The organism is Pseudomonas batumici (assembly GCF_036585405.1).
Taxonomy (GTDB): Bacteria; Pseudomonadota; Gammaproteobacteria; order Pseudomonadales; family Pseudomonadaceae; genus Aquipseudomonas; species Aquipseudomonas batumici.
This window is the reverse complement of sequence record NZ_CP144470.1, coordinates 3,215,686-3,236,447: the sequence shown is the minus strand read 5'-3', so window position 1 is coordinate 3,236,447 and position 20,762 is coordinate 3,215,686. Positions and strand designations below refer to the sequence as shown.

Genomic DNA, 20,762 nt, shown 5'->3' with positions numbered 1-20,762 from the left:
TATTGATCCTTAAAGGAGTGCGGCACATGTCAAAAGGGCATTCGCTACAAGACCCTTACTTGAATACCTTGCGTAAAGAAAAGGTTGGGGTTTCCATCTATCTGGTCAACGGCATCAAGCTGCAGGGTACGATCGAATCTTTCGACCAGTTCGTGATCCTGCTGAAGAACACCGTCAGCCAGATGGTCTACAAGCACGCCATCTCGACAGTGGTACCGGTTCGTCCGATTCGCCTGCCTAGCGCAACCGAAACCGAACAGGGTGACGCTGAGCCGGGTAACGCCTGATAGGAGTCTCCTTTGTTCTTTGAGCGCCACGGTGGTGGTGAACGGACCATTCTCGTTCACTTGGAAGGTCAGGACCCTGAGGCGCGCGAAGATCCGCAGGAGTTTCAGGAGTTGGCAGCATCGGCAGGTGCCGAGACCGTCGCGTTTTTCAACGTGCCGGGTCATCGGCCAACCGCCAAGTATCTGATTGGCACTGGCAAGGTCGAGGAGCTTCGCGACCTGGTCAAGGCCGAACAGGTCGATATCGTGATTTTCAATCACACCCTCACGCCCAGCCAGGAACGTAACCTCGAACGCGTCTTCGAGTGTCGCGTGCTGGACCGCACGGGCCTGATTCTCGATATTTTCGCCCAGCGCGCCCGTACCCATGAAGGCAAGCTCCAGGTCGAACTGGCCCAGCTTGAGTACATGAGTACACGGTTGGTGCGCGGCTGGACTCACCTTGAGCGGCAAAAAGGCGGTATCGGCCTGCGCGGCCCGGGTGAAACCCAGTTGGAAACCGACCGGCGCCTGCTGCGGGTGCGCCTGCGGCAGATCAAGGGGCGCCTGGAAAAGGTCCGCAGCCAGCGCGAGCAGTCGCGGCGCGGGCGCCAGCGGGCGGATATCCCGACGGTGTCGCTGGTGGGCTACACCAACGCCGGCAAGTCGACGCTGTTCAACACCGTCACCGCGTCGGAGGTCTATGCGGCGGACCAGTTGTTCGCCACCCTTGACCCGACCCTGCGCCGCCACGAGCTCGATGACCTCGGGCCGATCGTGCTGGCCGACACCGTGGGTTTCATCCGGCACCTGCCGCACAAGCTGGTCGAGGCGTTCCGGGCTACGCTCGAAGAGTCGAGCAACTCCGACCTGCTGCTGCACGTGATCGACGCCGCGGAGCCGGACCGGATGCTGCAGATCGAGCAGGTCATGGTGGTGCTCGGCGAGATCGGTGCCCAGGACTTGCCGATCCTGGAGGTCTATAACAAACTCGATCTGCTCGAGGGCGTCGACCCGCAAATCCAGCGCGATGAAGACGGCAAGCCGCGGCGGGTCTGGCTCAGCGCCCGGGACGGGCAGGGCCTGGAGTTGCTGGAACAGGCGATCGCCGAGTTGCTGGGCAACGATTTGTTCGTCGGCACCTTGCGCTTGCCGCAGCGTTTTGCTCGACTGCGCGCACAGTTCTTCGAATTGGGTGCGGTGCAGAAAGAGGAGCACGACGAGGAAGGCGCCTGTCTGCTGTCCGTCCGTTTGCCCCGGGCCGAGCTCAATCGAGTGGTCACGCGCGAAGGGATGAAACCGCCGGAATTCATCGAACAACACACTTTGCAATAAAAGCCTGGGAAAGCGGCTGTGCCGCGTTGACAGGCATTCTGTAGCATTGGTCGGCGCGCCGCGGGCGCGTCTTTGCTTTATCAGATGGAGAGCGCTATGGCTTGGAATGAGCCGGGTGGCAACTCGAACAATCAGGATCCTTGGGGTGGCAAGCGCCGTAACAACGGCGACCGCAAGGGGCCGCCGGATCTCGACGAGGCCTTCCGCAAGCTGCAGGAAAGCCTGAACGGGTTGATTGGTGGCGGTAGGAAACGCGGTGACGATGGCGGCTCGGGCGGTGGCAAGGGCGGCGGTTTCGGCCTGCTCGGCATCGGCCTCGTCGTGCTCGCGGCCATTTGGTTGTACAGCGCGGTCTACGTCGTGGACGAGCAGGAGCAGGCCGTGGTGCTGCGCTTCGGCAAGTACTACGAAACCGTGGGGCCGGGCCTGAACATCTATTTCCCGCCGATCGACAAGAAGTTCCTGGAGAACGTCACGCGTGAGCGTGCCTACACCAAGCAGGGCCAGATGCTGACCGAAGACGAGAACATCGTCGAAGTGCCGCTGACCGTGCAGTACAAGATCAGCAACCTGCAGGACTTCGTGCTGAACGTCGACCAGCCGGAAATCAGTCTGCAACAGGCCACCGACAGTGCCCTGCGCCATGTGGTGGGTTCCACCGCGATGGACCAGGTGCTGACCGAAGGCCGCGTGCAGATGGCCGGCGAGATCAAGGAGCGCCTGCAACGCTTCCTCGACACCTATCGCACCGGTATCACCGTGACCCAGGTGAACGTCCAGAGCGCGGCCGCGCCGCGTGAAGTCCAGGAAGCCTTTGACGACGTGATCCGGGCCCGCGAGGACGAACAGCGTTCGCGCAACCAGGCCGAAGGCTATGCCAATGGCGTGGTGCCGGAAGCCCGTGGCCAGGCCCAGCGCATTCTCGAGGATGCCAACGGCTATCGCGACGAAGTGATCTCCCGCGCCAAGGGTGAGGCCGACCGCTTCACCAAGCTGGTGGCCGAGTATCGCAAGGCGCCGGAGGTGACCCGCCAGCGCCTGTACCTCGACACCATGCAGGAAGTCTTCAGCAGCACCAGCAAGGTGCTCGTGACCGGCAACAAGAACGGCCAGAGCAACCTGCTTTACCTGCCGCTGGACAAGATGATCCAGAGCGGTTCGGGTGGCAGTTCGCCGGCCAAGGGTGTGGGGCCGATGGCCAGTGGCAACACTGACATCACGCCGCACATCACCGAGCCACAACCCACACGCACCCGGGAGAGCCGCTGATGAGCAATAAATCACTGATCGCCCTGATCCTCGGGGTCATCGTGGCGGTGGCGGCCTGGAACTGCTTCTACATCGTGTTGCAGACCGAGCGCGCCGTCCTGCTGCAATTCGGCCGCGTGGTCGAGGCGGATGTCCAGCCGGGCCTGCATGTGAAAGTGCCCTACGTCAACCAGGTGCGCAAGTTCGACGCCCGCCTGATGACCCTGGACGCCCCGACGCAGCGCTTCCTGACCCTGGAAAAGAAAGCCGTGATGGTCGATGCCTACGCCAAGTGGCGGGTCAAGGACGCCGAGCGCTTCTATACCGCGACTTCCGGCATGAAGCAGATCGCCGACGAGCGTCTGTCCCGTCGCCTGGAATCGGGCCTGCGTGACCAGTTCGGCAAGCGCACCCTGCACGAGGTGGTGTCCGGTGAGCGTGATGCGCTGATGGCTGACATCACCGCGTCGCTGAACGCCATGGCCGCCAAGGAGCTGGGTATCGAGGTGGTCGATGTCCGGGTCAAGGCCATCGACCTGCCGAAGGAAGTCAACCGCAGCGTCTTCGAGCGCATGAGCACCGAGCGTGAGCGCGAGGCCCGTGAGCACCGCGCCAAGGGTAACGAACTGGCCGAAGGCATTCGTGCCGACGCCGATCGCCAGCGCCGTGTGTTGCTGGCCGAGGCTTATCGCCAGTCGGAAGAAGCCCGTGGTGACGGTGATGCCCAGGCCGCCGCGATCTACTCCAAGGCCTACGGCCAGGACCAGGAGTTCTACGCGTTCTACCGCAGCCTGCGCGCCTACCGTGAAAGCTTTGCGGACAAGAGCGACGTGTTGGTGCTGGATCCGAGCAGCGACTTCTTCCGTTACTTGGAAAAAGCCAAGCCCTGATTCAACGCGCATCGTGCCCCCTCCGCCCGGCAGCTAAAACGCCGGGCGGGGTGATCCTTTCGGAAAACGGGTGTATGATGCGGCAGCCGGGAAATTCCCGGCTTTTTTGCGTCTGTAGCTTCATTAGCAGAAAGCAGATCAGCAGAAAGCGGGTTGACCAACCCGACAGGTTTCTAGAGGAAAGTGGTAGGCGAAGCCGGTTTCAGGCTGTTCGTCGCGTCGTTCTTGCGCGCGCGTTAACCATTTTCTGCTTCACTCAAGGCTCGCCTGTGGGCTTGCCGCCCGGATCATTAGGGGAAAGGCGTAATGGCAACGGTAGATCGCTGGCTCCTGCCAGATGGCATCGAAGAAGTATTGCCGCCTGAAGCGGCGCGCATCGAAGTGGCGCGGCGCCAGGTGTTGGATCTGTTCCAGAGCTGGGGCTATGAGTTCGTTGTCACCCCGCATATCGAGTATCTGGAATCCTTGTTGACCGGCGCCGGCCAGGACCTGGACCTGCGCACCTTCAAGGTGATCGACCCGCAGTCGGGCCGGCAGATGGGTTTCCGTGCGGATATCACGCCCCAGGTGGCGCGCATCGACGCCCACACCCTGCGTCGCGAAGGCCCGAGCCGCCTGTGCTATGCCGGCAGCGTGCTGCATGCGCAGCCGCGGGCCCTGTCGTCCTCGCGCAGCCCGATCCAGCTGGGCGCCGAGTTGTACGGCGATGCCAGCCCGAGCAGCGACGTCGAGGTCATCAGCCTGATGCTGGCGATGCTGCAACTGGCCGATGTGCCGGATGTGCACATGGACCTGGGGCATGTCGGTATCTACCGTGGCCTGGCCCGCGCCGCCGGCTTGTCCGGTGAAGTGGAGCAACAATTGTTCGACGCCCTGCAACGCAAGGCGATTGATGAAGTGATCCAGCTGACCGAAGGCTTGCCAGCCGATCTGGCGGCCATGCTGCGGGCGCTGGTGGAGCTGTGTGGTGGTCGTGAAGTGCTGGCGGCGGCGCGTGTGCGCCTGGCCGGTGCGCCGGCGCAGGTCACGGCGGCGCTGGATGACCTGCTGGCGATTGCCGAGCGGCTGTCCGTGCGTTTCCCTGAGTTGCCGCTGTATTTCGACCTGGGCGAGTTGCGCGGTTACCACTACCACACCGGTGTGGTGTTCGCGGTGTTCGTGCCGGGTGTCGGCCAGGCCATCGCCCAGGGCGGTCGTTACGACGACATCGGCGCCGACTTCGGTCGTGCGCGTCCGGCCACCGGTTTTTCCACCGATTTGAAAACCCTGGTGACCCTGGGGCGTGCCGAGATCGAGCTACCGTCTGGCGGTATCTGGATGCCCGACAGCACGGATGCAGCACTCTGGCAGTTGGTTTGCCAGTTGCGCGGCGAGGGTCAGCGTGTCGTCCAGGCCTTGCCCGGACAACCATTGGCCGCCGCCCGCGAAGCGGACTGCGACCGGCAATTGATTCAGCAGAACGGGCTTTGGCAAGTATTGCCGCTGGCTTCTTGAGTTTTCCCGCCGGCGGCTGCCGGCACCAAGTTTGCGCGAATGAGGACAAGTGTTATGGGTAAGAATGTCGTAGTCCTGGGCACCCAGTGGGGTGATGAGGGCAAAGGCAAGATCGTTGATCTGCTGACCGAACATGCTGCCGCCGTGGTGCGCTACCAAGGTGGTCACAACGCTGGCCACACCCTGGTGATCGACGGCGAGAAAACCGTCCTGCACCTGATCCCGTCGGGTGTCTTGCGCGAAGGCGTGCAATGCCTGATCGGCAACGGCGTGGTGGTTGCTCCGGACGCCCTGCTGCGGGAAATCACCAAGCTGGAAGAGAAAGGCGTGCCGGTGCGTGAGCGCCTGCGTATCAGCCCGTCCTGCCCGCTGATCCTGTCCTATCACGTGGCCCTGGACCAGGCGCGCGAGAAAGCCCGTGGCGAGCTGAAGATCGGTACCACCGGTCGTGGCATCGGCCCGGCGTACGAAGACAAGGTCGCTCGTCGTGGCCTGCGTATCGGTGACCTGTTCCATCGCGAGCGTTTTGCCGCGAAGCTGGGCGAGTTGCTGGACTACCACAACTTCGTGCTGGTCAATTATTACAAAGAGCCGGCCATCGACTTCCAGAAGACCCTGGATGAGTGCATGGAGTACGCCGAGCTGCTCAAGCCGATGATGCTCGACGTCACTGCCGAGCTGCACAACCTGCGTCGTGCCGGCAAGGACATCATGTTCGAAGGTGCCCAGGGCTCGCTGCTGGACATCGACCACGGCACCTACCCGTACGTCACCAGCTCCAACACCACGGCTGGCGGTATCGCCACCGGTTCGGGCGTCGGTCCGATGTACCTGGATTACATCCTGGGTATCACCAAGGCCTACACCACTCGCGTGGGTTCGGGTCCGTTCCCGACCGAACTGTTCGATGACGTCGGTGCCTTCCTGGCCAAGCGTGGCCACGAGTTCGGTGCGACCACCGGCCGTGCCCGTCGTTGCGGCTGGTTCGATGCCGTGATCCTGCGTCGTGCCATCGACGTCAACAGCATCTCGGGCCTGTGCCTGACCAAGCTGGACGTGCTGGACGGTCTTGAAACCATCAACATCTGCGTGGGTTACAAGAACGAAAACGGTGCGGTCATCGACGCGCCGACCGATGCCGACAGCTACATCGGCCTGGAGCCGGTGTACGAGCAAATGCCGGGCTGGACCGAATCGACCCTGGGTGCCAAGACCCTGGAAGAGCTGCCGGCGGCTGCCCGTGCCTACATCAAGCGCATCGAAGAGTTGGTCGGCGCACCGATCGACATTATTTCGACGGGGCCGGATCGCAACGAAACCATCGTTCTGCGTCACCCGTTCGCCTGATAAGTCGTTGATGTAGATCACAAAGGGCCCCTTTTGGGGCCCTTTGTCGTTTCTGCCTGTTGTTCGGCACGACCCTTGCTGGGATTATCGTCTAAAAAGTGTGCTATCAGATTAATGGCGCCAAAGTCGAGGAATCTCCAGTGTCGGCCGTTCTCTCACTGTTACAAAGCCGTTTATTGCGGCCTGTGTTCGTTACCCTGGGTATCGCCCTTTTGGTGCAGGTGCTGGTGGCGGTCGCTCTGACCCGAAGCACGGTCACTGCGTTGGAGGCTGACCTGGGCAATCGCCTGGGCGTCGACAGCCAGAAGCTGTCTGGGGAGTTGGAGCAGGCCGGCAAGGAGGTGACGTCGAGTCTCGACAACCTTTCGGTCAGCACGCGCCAGCGCCTGACCGGTGGCTTGTCTTCGCGGCTGAAGGATGAGCAGGCCCAGTTGCGTACGGCGTTGGAGAAGGATCTGAAGGATTCGGCCAACGATATGGCGCAATTGCTGGCCTCCGTGGCGCCTCGGGCCATGTGGGACAACGATGTTCCGACCCTGTCCGAATTCGCCCGCCGGGCCCAGCGCAATCCGAACGTGCTGTTCGTGGTCTATGACGATGCGACCGGCGAGCACCTGACTCGCTACCTGAATCGGGACAACCCGATCAACCAGGCCCTTTTGGTGAAGGGCGAGGGGGAGCGAGCGCTGGACAAGGTGCTCAACGCGGCGAAGAACGATCCTTCGGTCTACTACCTCGAAGCCTCGATCAGCCCCAATGGCGTGGAAATCGGCAAGGTGCGGATGGGGGTTTCCACGGCGTCGGTCGAGACTGACCTGAAGGCCCTGGACCAGCGTTTTACCACCTTGATCGCCAGCAGCGACAAGCTGGTGGGCGACAGTCTGCAAGGGGCGTCGGCGGACAGTTCCAAGGCCATGCAGGCTCGCTTGCAATCGGCCCAGGCCACGGCTTCGCAAATGCAGGCCAACACCACGGCAACGGTGCAGGACGCGGCGCAGACCCTGCGCTGGCGGATCGGCATGGGGCTGGCCCTGGTCGGTCTCGGCGTCCTGCTGTTGCTGGCGGTGGTGCTGGGGCGGCGTGTGGTCAACAAGCTGCATCTGCTGATCGCGGCCCTCAATGACCTGGCGGCTGGGGAGGGGGACCTGACCAAGCGGGTCCAACTCAACAGCAATGACGAGATCGGCGACATGGCTTCGGCGGTGAATCGCTTTGTCGACAAGCTGCAGCCGATCGTGCGCGAGGCGGGCGATGTGGCCCAGCGTACCGGTGTGGAGATCGGCCAGATGACCTTGCGCAACGCCGGTGCCGATGCGGCCGCCGGATTGCAGCGCGACGAGGTGGCGCAGAGCTTGCGCGAGTTGTCGAAGATGGCTGACGACGCGCAGTCCGAAAGCCATGCGATGCAGGCCGCGTTGAAGCAGGTGGTGGATATTCGCCAGGCGACGGATGAAAACACCCGGACCTCGACCCAGGTCGGCAATCTGATCGAAGCCCTGGCTGGGCAGGTGGATACCGGGGCCAAGGTGATCGAGCGGCTGGCGCAGCAGAGTGAGCAGATTGAAGTGGTGCTGACGGTGATTCACGGGATTGCCGAGCAGACCAACCTGCTGGCGCTGAACGCGGCCATCGAGGCGGCGCGGGCGGGTGAAACCGGTCGCGGGTTTGCCGTGGTGGCGGACGAGGTGCGGGCGCTGGCGAGCAAGACGCAGAGTTCCACCGGCGATATCCAGGCGCATATCGGTGCCTTGCAGCAGGGCGCGCGGGAAGCCGTAGCGGCCATCGGCCAGGCGGGTCGTCAGGCCAATGAGGGCTTGGCGGTGTTGCGCAGCAGCGTGAAGTTGCAGCAGAGCGTGCAGGCTTCGGTGGAGCAGGTGCATGCGGCGATTGGCCTGGCGACCCAGGCGGCGGCCCATCAGGCCGAGGGTGCGCATGCGGTGCGTGGGCGGGTTGAGGTGATCCATGCCCAGGCCGAGCGCGCGGCGCAGGCGGTGGTGGAAACCACGGCCAGCGGCAAGGTGCTGGACAGCCTGGCGGGGCAGCTCAAGGCGAGCCTGGGGCAGTTCCGGGCTTGATTGGAGGGTGCGGCGCTTGTCCTGCAGGGCCGTGCATAATCCCTTGTAGGAGCGAGCTTGCTCGCGATGGTGGTTCAGGCGCCGCGGGGCATCAGGCTTCCCGTGTCGTCGTTGGCGTCCATCGCGAGCAAGCTCGCTCCTACAGAAAGCAGTCAACGCGGTCACTGTAGGAGCCGGCAAGCCGGCTCCCGCAGTGTGCGGGGTGTATCCAGGAAACTGTGGGTCTAGAAACGCAAAAACCCGCTTTCGCGGGTTTCTGTGAGATTCCAGAGTCAAACTCTGAAATTTGAATTGGTGCCCAGAAGAAGACTCGAACTTCCACGGCCTTGCGGCCACCAGCACCTGAAGCTGGCGTGTCTACCAATTTCACCATCTGGGCAGTATCAGCAGCGTTGTGTGCCGTTGATGGAGCGCACTATACGGAGAGCCATTTGATCTGTAAACCCCTGTTTTTGCTTTTAATTAAATCTCGGGGGCGAGAGCGGTCCCGTGGGAGGCGTGGTGCGCCGGATCGAGGAAATGTCAGGGGGATAAAACGCAAAAACCCGCTTTCGCGGGTTCTTGTGAGATTCCAGAGTCAAACTCTGAAATTTGAATTGGTGCCCAGAAGAAGACTCGAACTTCCACGGCCTTGCGGCCACCAGCACCTGAAGCTGGCGTGTCTACCAATTTCACCATCTGGGCAGTATCGTCAACGTCTCCGTCGTCGATGGCGCGCACTATACGGAGGCGCTGTTGAAGTGTAAACCCCTGTCATGAAAAAAACTTGGAAAAACGCTTCAATGTCCTTCCCGCGGCATTTTTCACGCCGACAAATGGGTTTCAAGGCGGCCTGTGTGCCTGAAATTTCCCGTTTCAATACGCGTATGCCAAACTAACCCGCATATAGACAAGGTGAAATTTATCTAATGGCCGATTGGCAATCCCTCGACCCCGAGGCCGCTCGTGAAGCGGAAAAATACGAAAACCCCATTCCTAGCCGCGAGCTGATCCTGGCGCACCTGTCCGAGCGTGGATCGCCGGCCAGTCGCGAGGAGCTGGTGGATGAGTTCGGCCTGAGCACCGAAGACCAGATCGAGGCCCTGCGTCGCCGTCTTCGTGCCATGGAGCGCGATGCGCAACTGATTTACACCCGCCGCGGCACCTATGCGCCGGTGGACAAACTCGACCTGATCCTTGGCCGCATCGCCGGTCATCGCGACGGTTTCGGTTTCCTGATCCCGGACGACGGCAGCGACGACCTGTTCATGAGCCCGGCGCAAATGCGCCTGGTGTTCGATGGCGACCGCGCCCTGGCGCGGGTGTCCGGCCTGGATCGGCGCGGGCGCCGTGAAGGCGTGATCGTCGAGGTGGTGTCCCGTGCCCACGAGAGCATCGTCGGGCGCTACTTCGAAGAGGGCGGCATCGGTTTCGTGGTGGCGGACAACCCGAAGATCCAGCAGGAAGTGCTGGTGACCCCGGGCCGCAACGCCGACGCCCGTGTCGGTCAGTTCGTCGAGGTGAAGATCACCCACTGGCCGACCCCGCGCTTCCAGCCGCAGGGCGATGTGATCGAAGTGGTGGGCAACTACATGGCGCCCGGCATGGAAATCGATGTCGCGCTGCGCACCTACGACATTCCCCACGTCTGGCCCGAGGCCGTACTCAAGGAAGCCGCGAAGCTCAAGCCGGAAGTCGAGGAGAAGGACAAGGAGAAGCGCATCGACCTGCGCCATCTGCCGTTCGTCACCATCGACGGCGAAGACGCCCGCGACTTCGACGATGCGGTCTATTGCGAAGCCAAGCCGGGCAAATTGCGCCTGTTCTCCGGTGGCTGGAAGTTGTACGTGGCGATTGCCGACGTTTCCAGCTACGTGAAGCTCGGTTCGGCGCTGGATGCCGAGGCCCAGGTGCGCGGCAACTCGGTGTACTTCCCCGAGCGCGTGGTGCCGATGCTGCCGGAGCAGCTGTCCAACGGCCTGTGCTCGCTGAACCCGCATGTCGACCGCTTGGCGATGGTCTGCGAGATGACCATCAACAAAAGCGGGCAGATGACCGACTACGTGTTCTACGAAGCGGTGATCCACTCCCATGCGCGCCTGACCTACAACAAGGTCAGCTCGATCCTGGAGCAGCCGAAGACCAGCGAAGCGAAGAAGCTGCGTGGCGAGTATTCGGAAGTGATTCCGGACCTCAAGCAGCTCTACGCCCTGTACAAGGTGCTGCTGGCGGCGCGGCATACCCGTGGCGCCATCGACTTCGAAACCCAGGAAACGCGGATCATCTTCGGTTCCGAGCGCAAGATCGCGGAAATCCGTCCGACCACCCGCAACGATGCGCACAAGCTGATCGAAGAGTGCATGCTGGCGGCCAACGTGGCCACCGCCGAGTTCCTCAAGAAGCACGAGATTCCGGCGTTGTACCGGGTGCATGACGGCCCGCCGCCGGAGCGCCTGGAAAAACTCCGCGCCTTCCTCGGCGAACTGGGCCTGTCCCTGCACAAGGGCAAGGAAGGTCCGTCGCCGAAGGATTACCAGGCGTTGCTGGCGAGCATCCAGAGTCGCCCGGATTTCCACCTGATCCAGACCGTGATGCTGCGCTCCCTGAGCCAGGCGGTGTACAGCGCCGACAACCAGGGCCACTTCGGCCTGAACTACGAGGCCTACACCCACTTCACCTCGCCGATCCGGCGTTACCCGGACCTGCTGACACACCGCGCCATCCGCAGCGTCATCCACTCCAAGCAGGACACGCCGCACGTTCGCCGTGCCGGCGCGATGACCATTCCGAAAGCGCGGATCTATCCGTACGACGAAGCGGCGCTGGAGCAGTTGGGCGAGCAGTGCTCGATGAGCGAGCGGCGTGCCGACGAAGCCACCCGCGACGTGGTGAACTGGCTCAAGTGCGAGTTCATGAAGGATCGCGTGGGCGAGTCGTTCCCGGGTGTGGTCACCGCCGTGACCGGTTTCGGCCTGTTCGTCGAGCTGACCGATATCTACGTCGAAGGCCTGGTGCATGTCACCGCCTTGCCGGGCGACTACTACCATTTCGACCCAGTCCATCACCGCCTGGCGGGCGAGCGCACCGGTCGCAGCTTCCGCCTGGGCGACACGGTGGAAGTGAAGGTCATGCGCGTTGACCTCGACGAGCGCAAGATCGACTTCGAAATGGCCGAGAAAACACTCAGTGCACCGATCGGTCGGAAGAAGCGCGGGGCCGATGCCGCCGCTCCCGCACCCATCGAGAAGGCACCGGAGCCGGCCAAGGCTGGGCGTCGCGGTGCGGTCGCGAAGAAGTCGGAGGAGGCCTATCGCTCCAGCGACGCCGCCGCGAAAAACGCCGAAGTGCGCAAAAGTCGCGAAATGAAGCAGGCCTTGTTGGCCGAGGCCAAAAGCGGCGGTAAGGGCAAGACCGAGGGCAAGACCGGTCGTGGCGCTCCGTCGGAAAAGCCGAGCAAGCATCGCAAAGGTCCGCCGAAGGCGGGCGCTGGTCCCGCGAAAAGCGGCGGGGCGCGTAAACCCAAGGGCAAGTCATGAGTCAGTTGGAAAAAATCTACGGCGTGCATGCCGTGGAAGCGTTGTTGCGTCACCACCCTAAACGGGTCAAGCAGATCTGGCTGGCCGAAGGCCGCAGCGACCCGCGGGTCCAGGTGTTGCTGGAGCTGGCCGGGGAAAACCGGGTGTCCGTCGGTCAGGCCGAGCGCCGCGAGATGGATGCCTGGGTCGAAGGCGTGCACCAGGGCGTGGTGGCGGAGGTCAGTCCGAGCCAGGTCTGGGGCGAGGCGATGCTCGACGAGCTGCTCGACCGCACCGAGGGCGCACCGTTGATCCTGGTGCTCGACGGCGTGACCGACCCGCACAACCTCGGCGCCTGCCTGCGCACCGCCGATGCCGCCGGTGCGTTGGCGGTGGTGGTGCCCAAGGACAAGTCGGCGACCCTGACGCCGGCGGTGCGCAAGGTGGCCTGCGGCGCGGCGGAAGTGATTCCGCTGGTGGCGGTGACCAACCTCGCACGGACCCTGGAAAAGCTCCAGCAGCGCGGCCTGTGGGTCGTCGGCACGGCGGGGGAGGCGGAGCAGGAGTTGTACCAGCAGGACCTGACCGGGCCGACCATCCTGATCATGGGGGCCGAAGGCAAGGGCATGCGTCGCCTGACCCGCGAGCACTGCGACTACCTGGTGAAGCTGCCGATGGCCGGTAGCGTCAGCAGTCTCAACGTCTCCGTGGCGACGGGCGTGTGCCTGTTCGAAGCCATGCGCCAGCGCAGCGTCAAGGCTGCCGCCAAGAAAGCCTGATCTGGAGGGGGTGCATAAACTCGATTGGCTGCTCAAATAATCGCCAATTATCTTGCACCCCTCTCGCCCCTTCTCTACAATTGCGCCCCTTGCCGTGATGGCTGGCGCATCCGTGCCTACTCCAGGCAAGACACACAAGTGTCATTCACTCCTTGTCTGACCGTTTTTGAGCGGCAGGCTACAACCCGTAAGGAGCATTCATGCGTCATTACGAAATCATCTTTTTGGTCCACCCGGATCAAAGCGAACAAGTCGGCGGCATGGTTGAGCGTTACACCAAGCTGATCGAAGAAGACGGCGGCAAAATCCACCGTCTGGAAGACTGGGGCCGTCGTCAACTGGCCTATGCAATCAACAATGTTCACAAGGCTCACTACGTGATGCTGAACGTTGAGTGCACCGGCAAGGCCCTGGCCGAGCTGGAAGACAACTTCCGTTACAACGATGCTGTGATCCGTAACCTGGTCATCCGTCGCGACGAAGCCGTTACCGGCCAGTCCGAGATGCTCAAGGCTGAAGAAAACCGCAGTGAGCGCCGTGAGCGTCGCGACCGTCCTGAGCACTCCGACGCCGATGGCGTTGAGGGTGATGACAGCGACGCCAGCGATAACGCTGACGAGTAATCCACGGACCTTTTGAGGAGCCAATCACATGGCACGTTTCTTCCGTCGTCGTAAATTCTGCCGCTTCACCGCTGAAGACGTGAAAGAGATCGATTACAAAGATCTCAACACCCTGAAAGCCTACGTATCCGAAACCGGCAAAATCGTTCCAAGCCGTATCACCGGTACCAAAGCTCGTTATCAGCGTCAGCTGGCCACCGCTATCAAGCGCGCCCGCTTCCTGGCCCTGCTGGCCTACACCGACAGCCACGGCCGCTGAGACCGGGCAGTCGACACGCAGTAAAGGATTGAATGCATGCGCGCCTTAGCTGGATTCATCATGCGCGGACGTATGCAGGCCATGCTCGTCGTGGCCGGATCTGCGGCATTGCCGCTGTTGTTCTGGTTGAGTGCCGCCGCCGGGTGCCTTGTGCTCCTGCGGCGCGGTTCGGACGCCCTTGGCGTCATCGGTCTGGGTGTGTTGTCGGTGCTGCTGTTCTGGCACTTCAACATCCAGAAAGACCCCACGGCCCTGTTGGTGCTGCTCGGGTCTTGCAGCCTGGCGCTGGTTTTACGCGCCGGCTACTCGTGGAACCGCGTGCTGCTGGTCAGCATGGCAGTAGGGTTGGTATGTGCGGTGAGTCTGGGGACGATTTTCAGTCCCTTCATCGAAGGGTTGGCGCAGACGTTCGAACAAGTCGTGCCGCTGGCTCTCGGTGAGGTCTACCACAAGTTGTCGGTAGATCAGCGAGCGTTCCTCGCGTCACTGGCCGTGCCCCTGTTGATCACCTCGACGGCGATCTCGCTGCAGGTCTTTAGTGTGATGTGCCTGATTCTTGGGCGCTATTGGCAAGCGTTGTTGTACAACCCCGGTGGTTTCGGGCGCGAGTTCCGCGCTGTCCGGATCCCCAAGCAGGTGGCGCTGGTGCTGCTGGCCGTCATGTTTGTCGCGCCGTTTCTCGGTGTGCAGGCGTTGATTCTGTTGCCGCTGTGCAGTGTTCCGCTGTTCTTCGCCGGCCTGGCCCTGATTCACGGGCTGGTGGCGCAGAAGAGACTGGCCAGTTTCTGGCTGGTGGGGATGTACGTCACGCTGGTGCCTTTCATGCACTTGCTCGGTCCGTTGCTCATGGTATTGGCCATTGTCGACAGCCTGATTGATTTTCGCGGACGCCTGGCGTCGAAGGATGCCGATAACGGTTCCGCGAACGGTGAAGGTTAAAAGTTAAGAGGATTTCCACATGCAACTGATCCTTCTGGAAAAAATCGCCAACCTGGGCAACCTGGGCGATAAGGTAAACGTTAAGGCCGGTTACGGTCGTAACTACCTGCTGCCATTCGGCAAAGCCACCGCTGCGACCGCTGCCAACCTGGCTGCGTTCGAAGAGCGTCGCGCTGAGCTGGAAAAAGCTGCAGCAGACAAGAAAGCTTCGGCTGAATCGCGCGCCGCCCAACTGGCTGAGCTGGAAGTGACCATCACTGCCACCGCCGGTGACGAAGGCAAGCTGTTCGGTTCGATCGGCACCCACGACATCGCTGATGCCCTGACCGCCTCCGGCGTTGAAGTGGCAAAAAGCGAAGTGCGTCTGCCGAACGGCACCATCCGCAACGTGGGTGAATTCGACGTGGCCGTGCACCTGCACGCCGAAGTCGAAGCAACCGTACGCGTTGTCGTGGTGGCTGCTTAAGCAGTACCCAATCGTCTGGCGACTTGCTCGCCAGGCGGTTAACATCGGGCACGACTCTGTTCATTCAGGTCGTGCCTTTTGTTTTTTTGCACCCACCCCCCTGATTTCAAGTGGCCATGAACGATATCTCCGCTCCCGAGCAATACGATCTGCAAACCGCCGCGCTGAAGGTGCCGCCGCATTCCATCGAGGCCGAACAGGCCGTGCTCGGTGGTCTGATGCTGGACAACAACGCCTGGGAGCGCGTGCTCGATCAAGTCTCGGACGGCGACTTCTATCGCCATGACCACCGTCTGATCTTCCGCGCCATCGCCAGGCTGGCTGATCAGAACATGCCCATCGACGTGGTGACCCTGGCCGAGCAATTGGACAAGGAAGGGCAGGCCTCGCAGGTCGGTGGCCTGGGTTATCTGACGGAGCTGGCGAAGAACACCCCCTCGGTGGCCAACATCAAGGCCTACGCCGCGATCGTTCGCGAGCGGGCGACCTTGCGCCAGTTGATCGGCATCAGCACCGAAATCGCCGACACCGCGTTCAACCCGGAAGGCCGTAGCGCCGCCGAGATTCTCGACGAGGCCGAGCGGCAGATCTTCCAGATCGCCGAGGCTCGGCCCAAGACCGGCGGCCCGGTGGGGGTCAACGAACTGTTGACCAAGGCCATCGACCGGATCGATACGCTGTTCAACACCGACAACGCCATCACCGGCCTGTCCACCGGTTACACCGACCTCGACGAGAAGACCAGCGGCCTGCAACCGGCCGACCTGATCATCGTCGCCGGCCGTCCGTCGATGGGCAAGACCACCTTCGCCATGAACCTGGTGGAGAACGCGGTGTTGCGCAGCGACAAGGCGGTGCTGGTGTACTCCCTCGAGATGCCAGGCGAATCGCTGATCATGCGTATGCTCTCCTCGCTTGGGCGGATCGACCAGACCAAGGTCCGTTCCGGCCAGCTGGAAGACGACGATTGGCCACGGCTGACCTCGGCGGTCAACTTGCTCAACGACCGCAAGCTGTTCATCGACGATACGGCGGGTATCAGCCCGTCGGAAATGCGCGCGCGGACCCGGCGCCTGGTGCGTGAGCACGGCGATATCGCCCTGATCATGATCGACTACCTGCAGCTGATGCAGATCCCCGGTTCCAGCGGCGACAACCGGACCAACGAGATTTCCGAGATTTCCCGTTCCCTCAAGGCCCTGGCGAAAGAGTTCAACTGCCCGGTAGTGGCCTTGTCCCAGCTCAACCGCTCCCTGGAGCAACGGCCGAACAAGCGTCCGGTGAACTCCGACTTGCGGGAATCCGGAGCGATCGAGCAGGACGCCGACGTGATCATGTTCGTGTACCGCGATGAGGTCTATCACCCGGAAACCGAGCACAAGGGCATCGCCGAAATCATCATCGGCAAGCAGCGTAACGGCCCGATCGGCTTTATCCGCCTGGCCTTTATCGGCAAGTACACGCGCTTCGAGAACCTGGCGCCGGGCAGTTACAACTTCGACGACGACGAGTAACACGCCACCGATTTCCGACTATGGTCGTCGGATTTGGTCATTTTTTGTGCTATATTCCGCGCCCGCGAAATTTCATCTCGACACCGGTCATCGCCATGCAAGCAGCCAAGCCGTTATTTGACTATCCCAAGTACTGGGCCGAATGTTTCGGGCCAGCGCCCTTCCTGCCCATGAGCCGGGAAGAGATGGATCAGCTTGGCTGGGATTCCTGCGACATCATCATCGTCACCGGCGATGCCTACGTCGACCATCCGTCCTTCGGCATGGCGATCATCGGCCGGCTGCTGGAGTCCCAGGGCTTTCGCGTCGGGATCATTGCCCAGCCGAACTGGCAGTCCAAGGACGACTTCATGAAGCTCGGCGAGCCGAACCTGTTCTTCGGTGTCGCGGCCGGCAACATGGACTCGATGATCAACCGCTACACCGCCGACAAGAAAATCCGCTCCGACGACGCCTACACGCCGGGCGGCCTGGCCGGCAAGCGTCCGGATCGCGCCAGCCTGGTCTACAGCCAGCGCTGCAAGGAAGCCTATAAGCATGTGCCGATCGTCCTCGGCGGCATCGAGGCTTCGCTGCGCCGGATCGCCCACTACGACTACTGGCAGGACCGCGTGCGCAACTCGATCCTGATCGACGCCAGCGCCGACATCCTGCTCTACGGCAACGCCGAGCGGGCGATCGTCGAGGTTGCCCAGCGCCTGTCCTACGGCCACAAGATCGAAGACATCACCGATGTGCGCGGCACCGCGTTCATTCGCCGCGACACGCCTGAAGGCTGGTACGAAGTCGACTCCACGCGCATCGACCGGCCGGGCAAGATCGACAAGATCATCAACCCGTATGTGAACACCCAGGACACTGCTGCTTGTGCCATCGAGCAGGAAAAGGGGCCGGTGGAAGATCCGCAGGAAGCCAAGGTCGTGCAGATCCTGGCCAGCCCGCGGATGACCCGCGACAAGACCGTGATCCGTTTGCCGTCGGTGGAAAAAGTCCGTAATGACGCGGTGCTCTATGCCCACGCCAACCGTGTGCTGCACCTGGAAACCAACCCGGGCAACGCCCGTGCGCTGGTGCAGAAGCATGGGGAAGTCGACGTCTGGTTCAATCCGCCACCCATTCCGATGACTACCGAGGAAATGGACTACGTGTTCGGCATGCCTTATCAGCGCATCCCGCACCCGGCGTACGGCAAGGAGAAGATCCCGGCCTACGAGATGATCCGTTTCTCGGTGAACATCATGCGCGGCTGCTTCGGCGGTTGCACCTTCTGCTCCATTACCGAGCACGAAGGGCGGATCATCCAGAACCGTTCCGAAGAGTCGATCATTCGCGAGATCGAAGAGATCCGCGACAAGGTGCCGGGCTTTACCGGGGTGATTTCCGACCTCGGCGGTCCGACCGCGAACATGTACCGCATCGCCTGCAAGAGCCCGGAAATCGAATCCGCGTGCCGCAAGCCGTCGTGCGTGTTCCCTGGCATCTGCCCGAACCTGAACACCGACCACTCGTCGTTGATCCAGCTCTATCGCAGTGCCCGCGCCTTGCCCGGGGTGAAGAAGATCCTGATCGCCTCCGGCCTGCGCTACGACCTGGCGGTCGAGTCGCCGGAGTACGTCAAGGAGCTGGTGACCCACCACGTCGGCGGTTACCTGAAGATCGCCCCGGAGCATACCGAGGAAGGTCCGCTCAACCAGATGATGAAACCGGGCATCGGCACCTACGACCGGTTCAAGCGGATGTTCGAGAAGTACTCCAAGGAAGCCGGGAAAGAGCAGTACCTGATTCCGTACTTCATTGCCGCGCACCCGGGCACCACCGACGAAGACATGATGAACCTGGCGCTGTGGCTCAAGGGCAACGGCTTCCGTGCCGACCAGGTGCAGGCGTTCTACCCGTCGCCGATGGCCAGTGCCACGGCCATGTACCACTCGGGCAAGAACCCGCTGCGCAAGGTCACCTACAAGAGTGACGGGGTGACCATCGTCAAGAGCGAGGAGCAGCGCCGGTTGCACAAGGCGTTCCTGCGCTACCACGATCCGAAGGGCTGGCCGATGCTGCGCGAAGCCTTGCTGCGCATGGGCCGTGGCGATCTGATCGGGCCGGGCAAGCACCAGTTGATCCCGCTGCACCAGCCGGCGACCGACAGCTACCAGAGCGCCCGTCGGAAGAACTCGACACCGGCCGGCAGCCACAAGGTGGCGAAGGACACCACCACCAAGATCCTCACCCAGCACACCGGTCTGCCGCCGCGTGGCAGCGACGGCGGCAATGCCTGGGACAAGCGCGAACAGGCCAAGGCCGCCGCGTTCGCCCGCAACAAGCAGGCCGCCAAGGAGCGTGCCGATGCGGCCAAGGGCAAAGGCAAGAAGCCAACCCGCAAGCCGGTGGTGCCGCGCTGAGGCAGCGTTGAGCCGGGAGCTTCAAGCGGTCAATTGAATGCAGAACGCCAGCCTTGTGCTGGCGTTTTGCTTTCTATCGGGGACCTTATTCATTTGCTAAGGTGGCGGCGAATTTCCCAGTGTTCGACTCAAGGATGAACATCGCGTGAGCACTCCGTTACCCGGTATCGGCATGGATTCCAGCCCCTCGCAATTCCTCGCCCGCCAACGCATCGAAAGCCAGATCAACCTGCCGCAGCTTTTTGCAGCGATTGACGCCGACCCTGGCATCGTCGGGGCCGGCGTGGTCTATATCGACGCCGACTTCAACGTCGTCACCCTGCGTGAGTTCCAACCGATCTGCAGCATCCAGCCCAAGCGCATCATCCTGCGCGAGGCGCAGAAGTACATCGCGCCGGCGCAGTTCGCCCAGCAGGTGCAGGACAATCCCCGTGAGTCACGGCTGGTTGGAGAAGCGATCAATACCACCTTGTCCTGCACCGGAGCGGTGTTGGGCTGGATTGTCGTGCTCAGTGGCTCGGTGGCGGTTCCCTTCAGTGCCGGGGCCAGCTCGGTGGTAGTGGCCCTGGGTTATGCCGCTGCGACCGCCAGTTCGGTGCAGTGTTTCGCCGGAGGTATCCGAACGGTGGCGGAAGTGGTCAACCCCTCGTTCAACGATAAGCTGGACAGTGAAGAGTGGTACCAATACGCCTCGATCGGCTTGGACGCGGCGTCTCTGCTGGGCGTAGGGGCTTCCACCTTGACCACGATAAAACTGGTGAAGGTGGCCAAGGCCACGACCGGTAAAAGCCTGCGTGAAATTCTGCGCGGACTGACGCGCCAGGAAAGGTCGAAGTTGACCAAAGAGTTGCTCAGCATCAACGATCCGCGGCTGACACCGAAGATGCTCAAACTCAAGCAACTGGCTGGAGATCTGCCCAAGCGCTTCACTCCGACCCAGCTGAAACACGCCACCGTTACCCAGATCAAGGATTCCCTGGGGGCGGCGATTGGCCTGACCGGCAGCGCTTTGTCGGGCAATGTCAAAACCATTGCTGTCGGTTTGTATGAGGAGGTGGAGGAATGATGGACGACCTGAGTCTGCCGCGTTTTCTGGCGCGTTATTTCCCGACCTTTATCGGCGGTATTTTCGCGGCGCTGTTCTCATTGGCCTGTGCGATTCCCTTGGTGGCGGCGTTCTATTTCTCCGGGGCTTCACTCGGCGAGCAAGCGACCTGGTCGGTGCTGGGGGGCGCGGCGGTCACACTGGTCGTGGTGCACTGCAATTTCATGGTGGTGCGCGGCAGGCCGCAGTGGGTGTGGGGAGTGGTCGGGGTGCTGGTCGTGTGCCTGTTGGGCGTATTGCCGACCATCGAGGATCGTCCGCATAAAGTCATCTACACCTTGGCGGTGCTCTTTCCGCTATTGGGCCTGCTGCTGCTCAACAGCAAGCGCCACCGCGAAATGCGCAGTAAGCTCGTCGACATTCGTCACCAGCGCGAAGCCCTGAAAAGTGCGCTGAAGGCCCGGCGCAAACCGCGCTGAGGGCGGTCTCGGACATTCGCCCCCTTTCTGTGCGCCACCTGCACTACGCCCTCAAGCTGGCGCCATTCTGGTGCTGTGCTTAGCTGAGCGAGCACGACTCACGCCGAAAG

At 62.2% G+C, this 20,762-nt stretch carries 17 protein-coding genes and 2 tRNA genes; 17 read left to right on the top strand and 2 right to left on the bottom strand.

The annotated features are described in order from the left end of the window. The first annotated feature begins 26 nt into the window (after nucleotides 1–26). The 7 genes from hfq (at nucleotide 27) to NUH87_RS14625 (ending at nucleotide 8,655) form a co-directional block, all read left to right on the top strand. A complete protein-coding gene (gene hfq / locus NUH87_RS14655; RefSeq protein WP_040063849.1) occupies nucleotides 27–287 on the top strand; it encodes an RNA chaperone Hfq in 261 nt (86 codons plus the stop codon). Nucleotides 288–299: 12 nt separating this feature from the next. Then, nucleotides 300–1,601 carry a ribosome rescue GTPase HflX gene (gene hflX, locus NUH87_RS14650; protein WP_338526568.1) on the top strand — a complete coding sequence of 434 codons (1,302 nt, stop codon included), beginning with the start codon at nucleotides 300–302 and terminating at the stop codon, nucleotides 1,599–1,601. A 96-nt stretch (nucleotides 1,602–1,697) separates the two neighbouring features. Then, the gene (hflK, locus tag NUH87_RS14645) at nucleotides 1,698–2,870 is read left to right on the top strand and encodes an FtsH protease activity modulator HflK (protein ID WP_040063852.1); all 1,173 of its coding nucleotides are present in this window, start codon (nucleotides 1,698–1,700) and stop codon (nucleotides 2,868–2,870) included. Continuing rightward, complete coding sequence (gene hflC / locus NUH87_RS14640) at nucleotides 2,870–3,739, top strand: protease modulator HflC (protein ID WP_338526566.1); 870 nt, start codon at nucleotides 2,870–2,872, stop codon at nucleotides 3,737–3,739. Before hflK ends, hflC begins: the two co-directional genes overlap by 1 nt. 306 nt (nucleotides 3,740–4,045) lie before the next feature. Then, nucleotides 4,046–5,233, top strand: a complete 1,188-nt coding sequence (locus tag NUH87_RS14635) for an ATP phosphoribosyltransferase regulatory subunit (RefSeq protein WP_040063854.1) — start codon at nucleotides 4,046–4,048, stop codon at nucleotides 5,231–5,233. A gap of 54 nt (nucleotides 5,234–5,287) precedes the next feature. Further along, the gene (locus NUH87_RS14630) at nucleotides 5,288–6,580 is read left to right on the top strand and encodes an adenylosuccinate synthase (protein WP_040063855.1); all 1,293 of its coding nucleotides are present in this window, start codon (nucleotides 5,288–5,290) and stop codon (nucleotides 6,578–6,580) included. A 140-nt stretch (nucleotides 6,581–6,720) separates the two neighbouring features. Further along, nucleotides 6,721–8,655, top strand: a complete 1,935-nt coding sequence (locus tag NUH87_RS14625) for a methyl-accepting chemotaxis protein (RefSeq protein ID WP_338526565.1) — start codon at nucleotides 6,721–6,723, stop codon at nucleotides 8,653–8,655. A gap of 292 nt (nucleotides 8,656–8,947) precedes the next feature. Here the strand turns inward: NUH87_RS14625 and NUH87_RS14620 are convergent. Together NUH87_RS14620 and NUH87_RS14615 are read right to left on the bottom strand one after the other, a co-directional pair. Next, a tRNA-Leu gene (locus NUH87_RS14620) sits at nucleotides 8,948–9,034 on the bottom strand. 218 nt (nucleotides 9,035–9,252) lie between these two features. Next, nucleotides 9,253–9,339: transfer RNA gene (locus NUH87_RS14615), tRNA-Leu, on the bottom strand. Nucleotides 9,340–9,563: 224 nt separating this feature from the next. Here NUH87_RS14615 and rnr point away from each other — a divergent pair. The 10 genes from rnr to NUH87_RS14565 all read left to right on the top strand — a co-directional run bounded on the left by rnr (nucleotide 9,564) and on the right by NUH87_RS14565 (nucleotide 20,652). Then, entirely contained in the window at nucleotides 9,564–12,170 is a 2,607-nt protein-coding gene (gene rnr / locus NUH87_RS14610; RefSeq protein ID WP_338526563.1) for a ribonuclease R, read from the top strand. Then, entirely contained in the window at nucleotides 12,167–12,928 is a 762-nt protein-coding gene (gene rlmB / locus NUH87_RS14605) for a 23S rRNA (guanosine(2251)-2'-O)-methyltransferase RlmB (protein WP_338526561.1), read from the top strand. Before rnr ends, rlmB begins: the two co-directional genes overlap by 4 nt. 200 nt (nucleotides 12,929–13,128) lie before the next feature. Then, a complete protein-coding gene (gene rpsF, locus NUH87_RS14600) occupies nucleotides 13,129–13,551 on the top strand; it encodes a 30S ribosomal protein S6 (protein WP_040063859.1) in 423 nt (140 codons plus the stop codon). Nucleotides 13,552–13,579: 28 nt separating this feature from the next. Continuing rightward, nucleotides 13,580–13,810, top strand: coding sequence for a 30S ribosomal protein S18 (gene rpsR, locus NUH87_RS14595; RefSeq protein ID WP_002551829.1), 231 nt, complete (start codon nucleotides 13,580–13,582; stop codon nucleotides 13,808–13,810). 36 nt (nucleotides 13,811–13,846) lie between these two features. Next, nucleotides 13,847–14,749 (top strand): hypothetical protein, encoded by a 903-nt coding sequence (locus NUH87_RS14590; RefSeq protein ID WP_040063860.1) that lies wholly within the window; start codon nucleotides 13,847–13,849, stop codon nucleotides 14,747–14,749. Nucleotides 14,750–14,768: 19 nt separating this feature from the next. Continuing rightward, nucleotides 14,769–15,215, top strand: a complete 447-nt coding sequence (gene rplI / locus NUH87_RS14585; protein ID WP_017125059.1) for a 50S ribosomal protein L9 — start codon at nucleotides 14,769–14,771, stop codon at nucleotides 15,213–15,215. 116 nt (nucleotides 15,216–15,331) lie between these two features. Further along, the gene (gene dnaB, locus NUH87_RS14580; protein ID WP_040063861.1) at nucleotides 15,332–16,729 is read left to right on the top strand and encodes a replicative DNA helicase; all 1,398 of its coding nucleotides are present in this window, start codon (nucleotides 15,332–15,334) and stop codon (nucleotides 16,727–16,729) included. Nucleotides 16,730–16,824: 95 nt separating this feature from the next. Beyond that, entirely contained in the window at nucleotides 16,825–19,128 is a 2,304-nt protein-coding gene (locus tag NUH87_RS14575; RefSeq protein ID WP_338526557.1) for a YgiQ family radical SAM protein, read from the top strand. Nucleotides 19,129–19,273: 145 nt separating this feature from the next. Then, nucleotides 19,274–20,194 carry an NAD synthetase gene (locus NUH87_RS14570; protein ID WP_338526556.1) on the top strand — a complete coding sequence of 307 codons (921 nt, stop codon included), beginning with the start codon at nucleotides 19,274–19,276 and terminating at the stop codon, nucleotides 20,192–20,194. Continuing rightward, complete coding sequence (locus NUH87_RS14565; RefSeq protein ID WP_338526818.1) at nucleotides 20,194–20,652, top strand: hypothetical protein; 459 nt, start codon at nucleotides 20,194–20,196, stop codon at nucleotides 20,650–20,652. The genes NUH87_RS14570 and NUH87_RS14565 overlap by 1 nt, the downstream gene beginning before the upstream one ends. Nucleotides 20,653–20,762 lie beyond the last annotated feature (110 nt).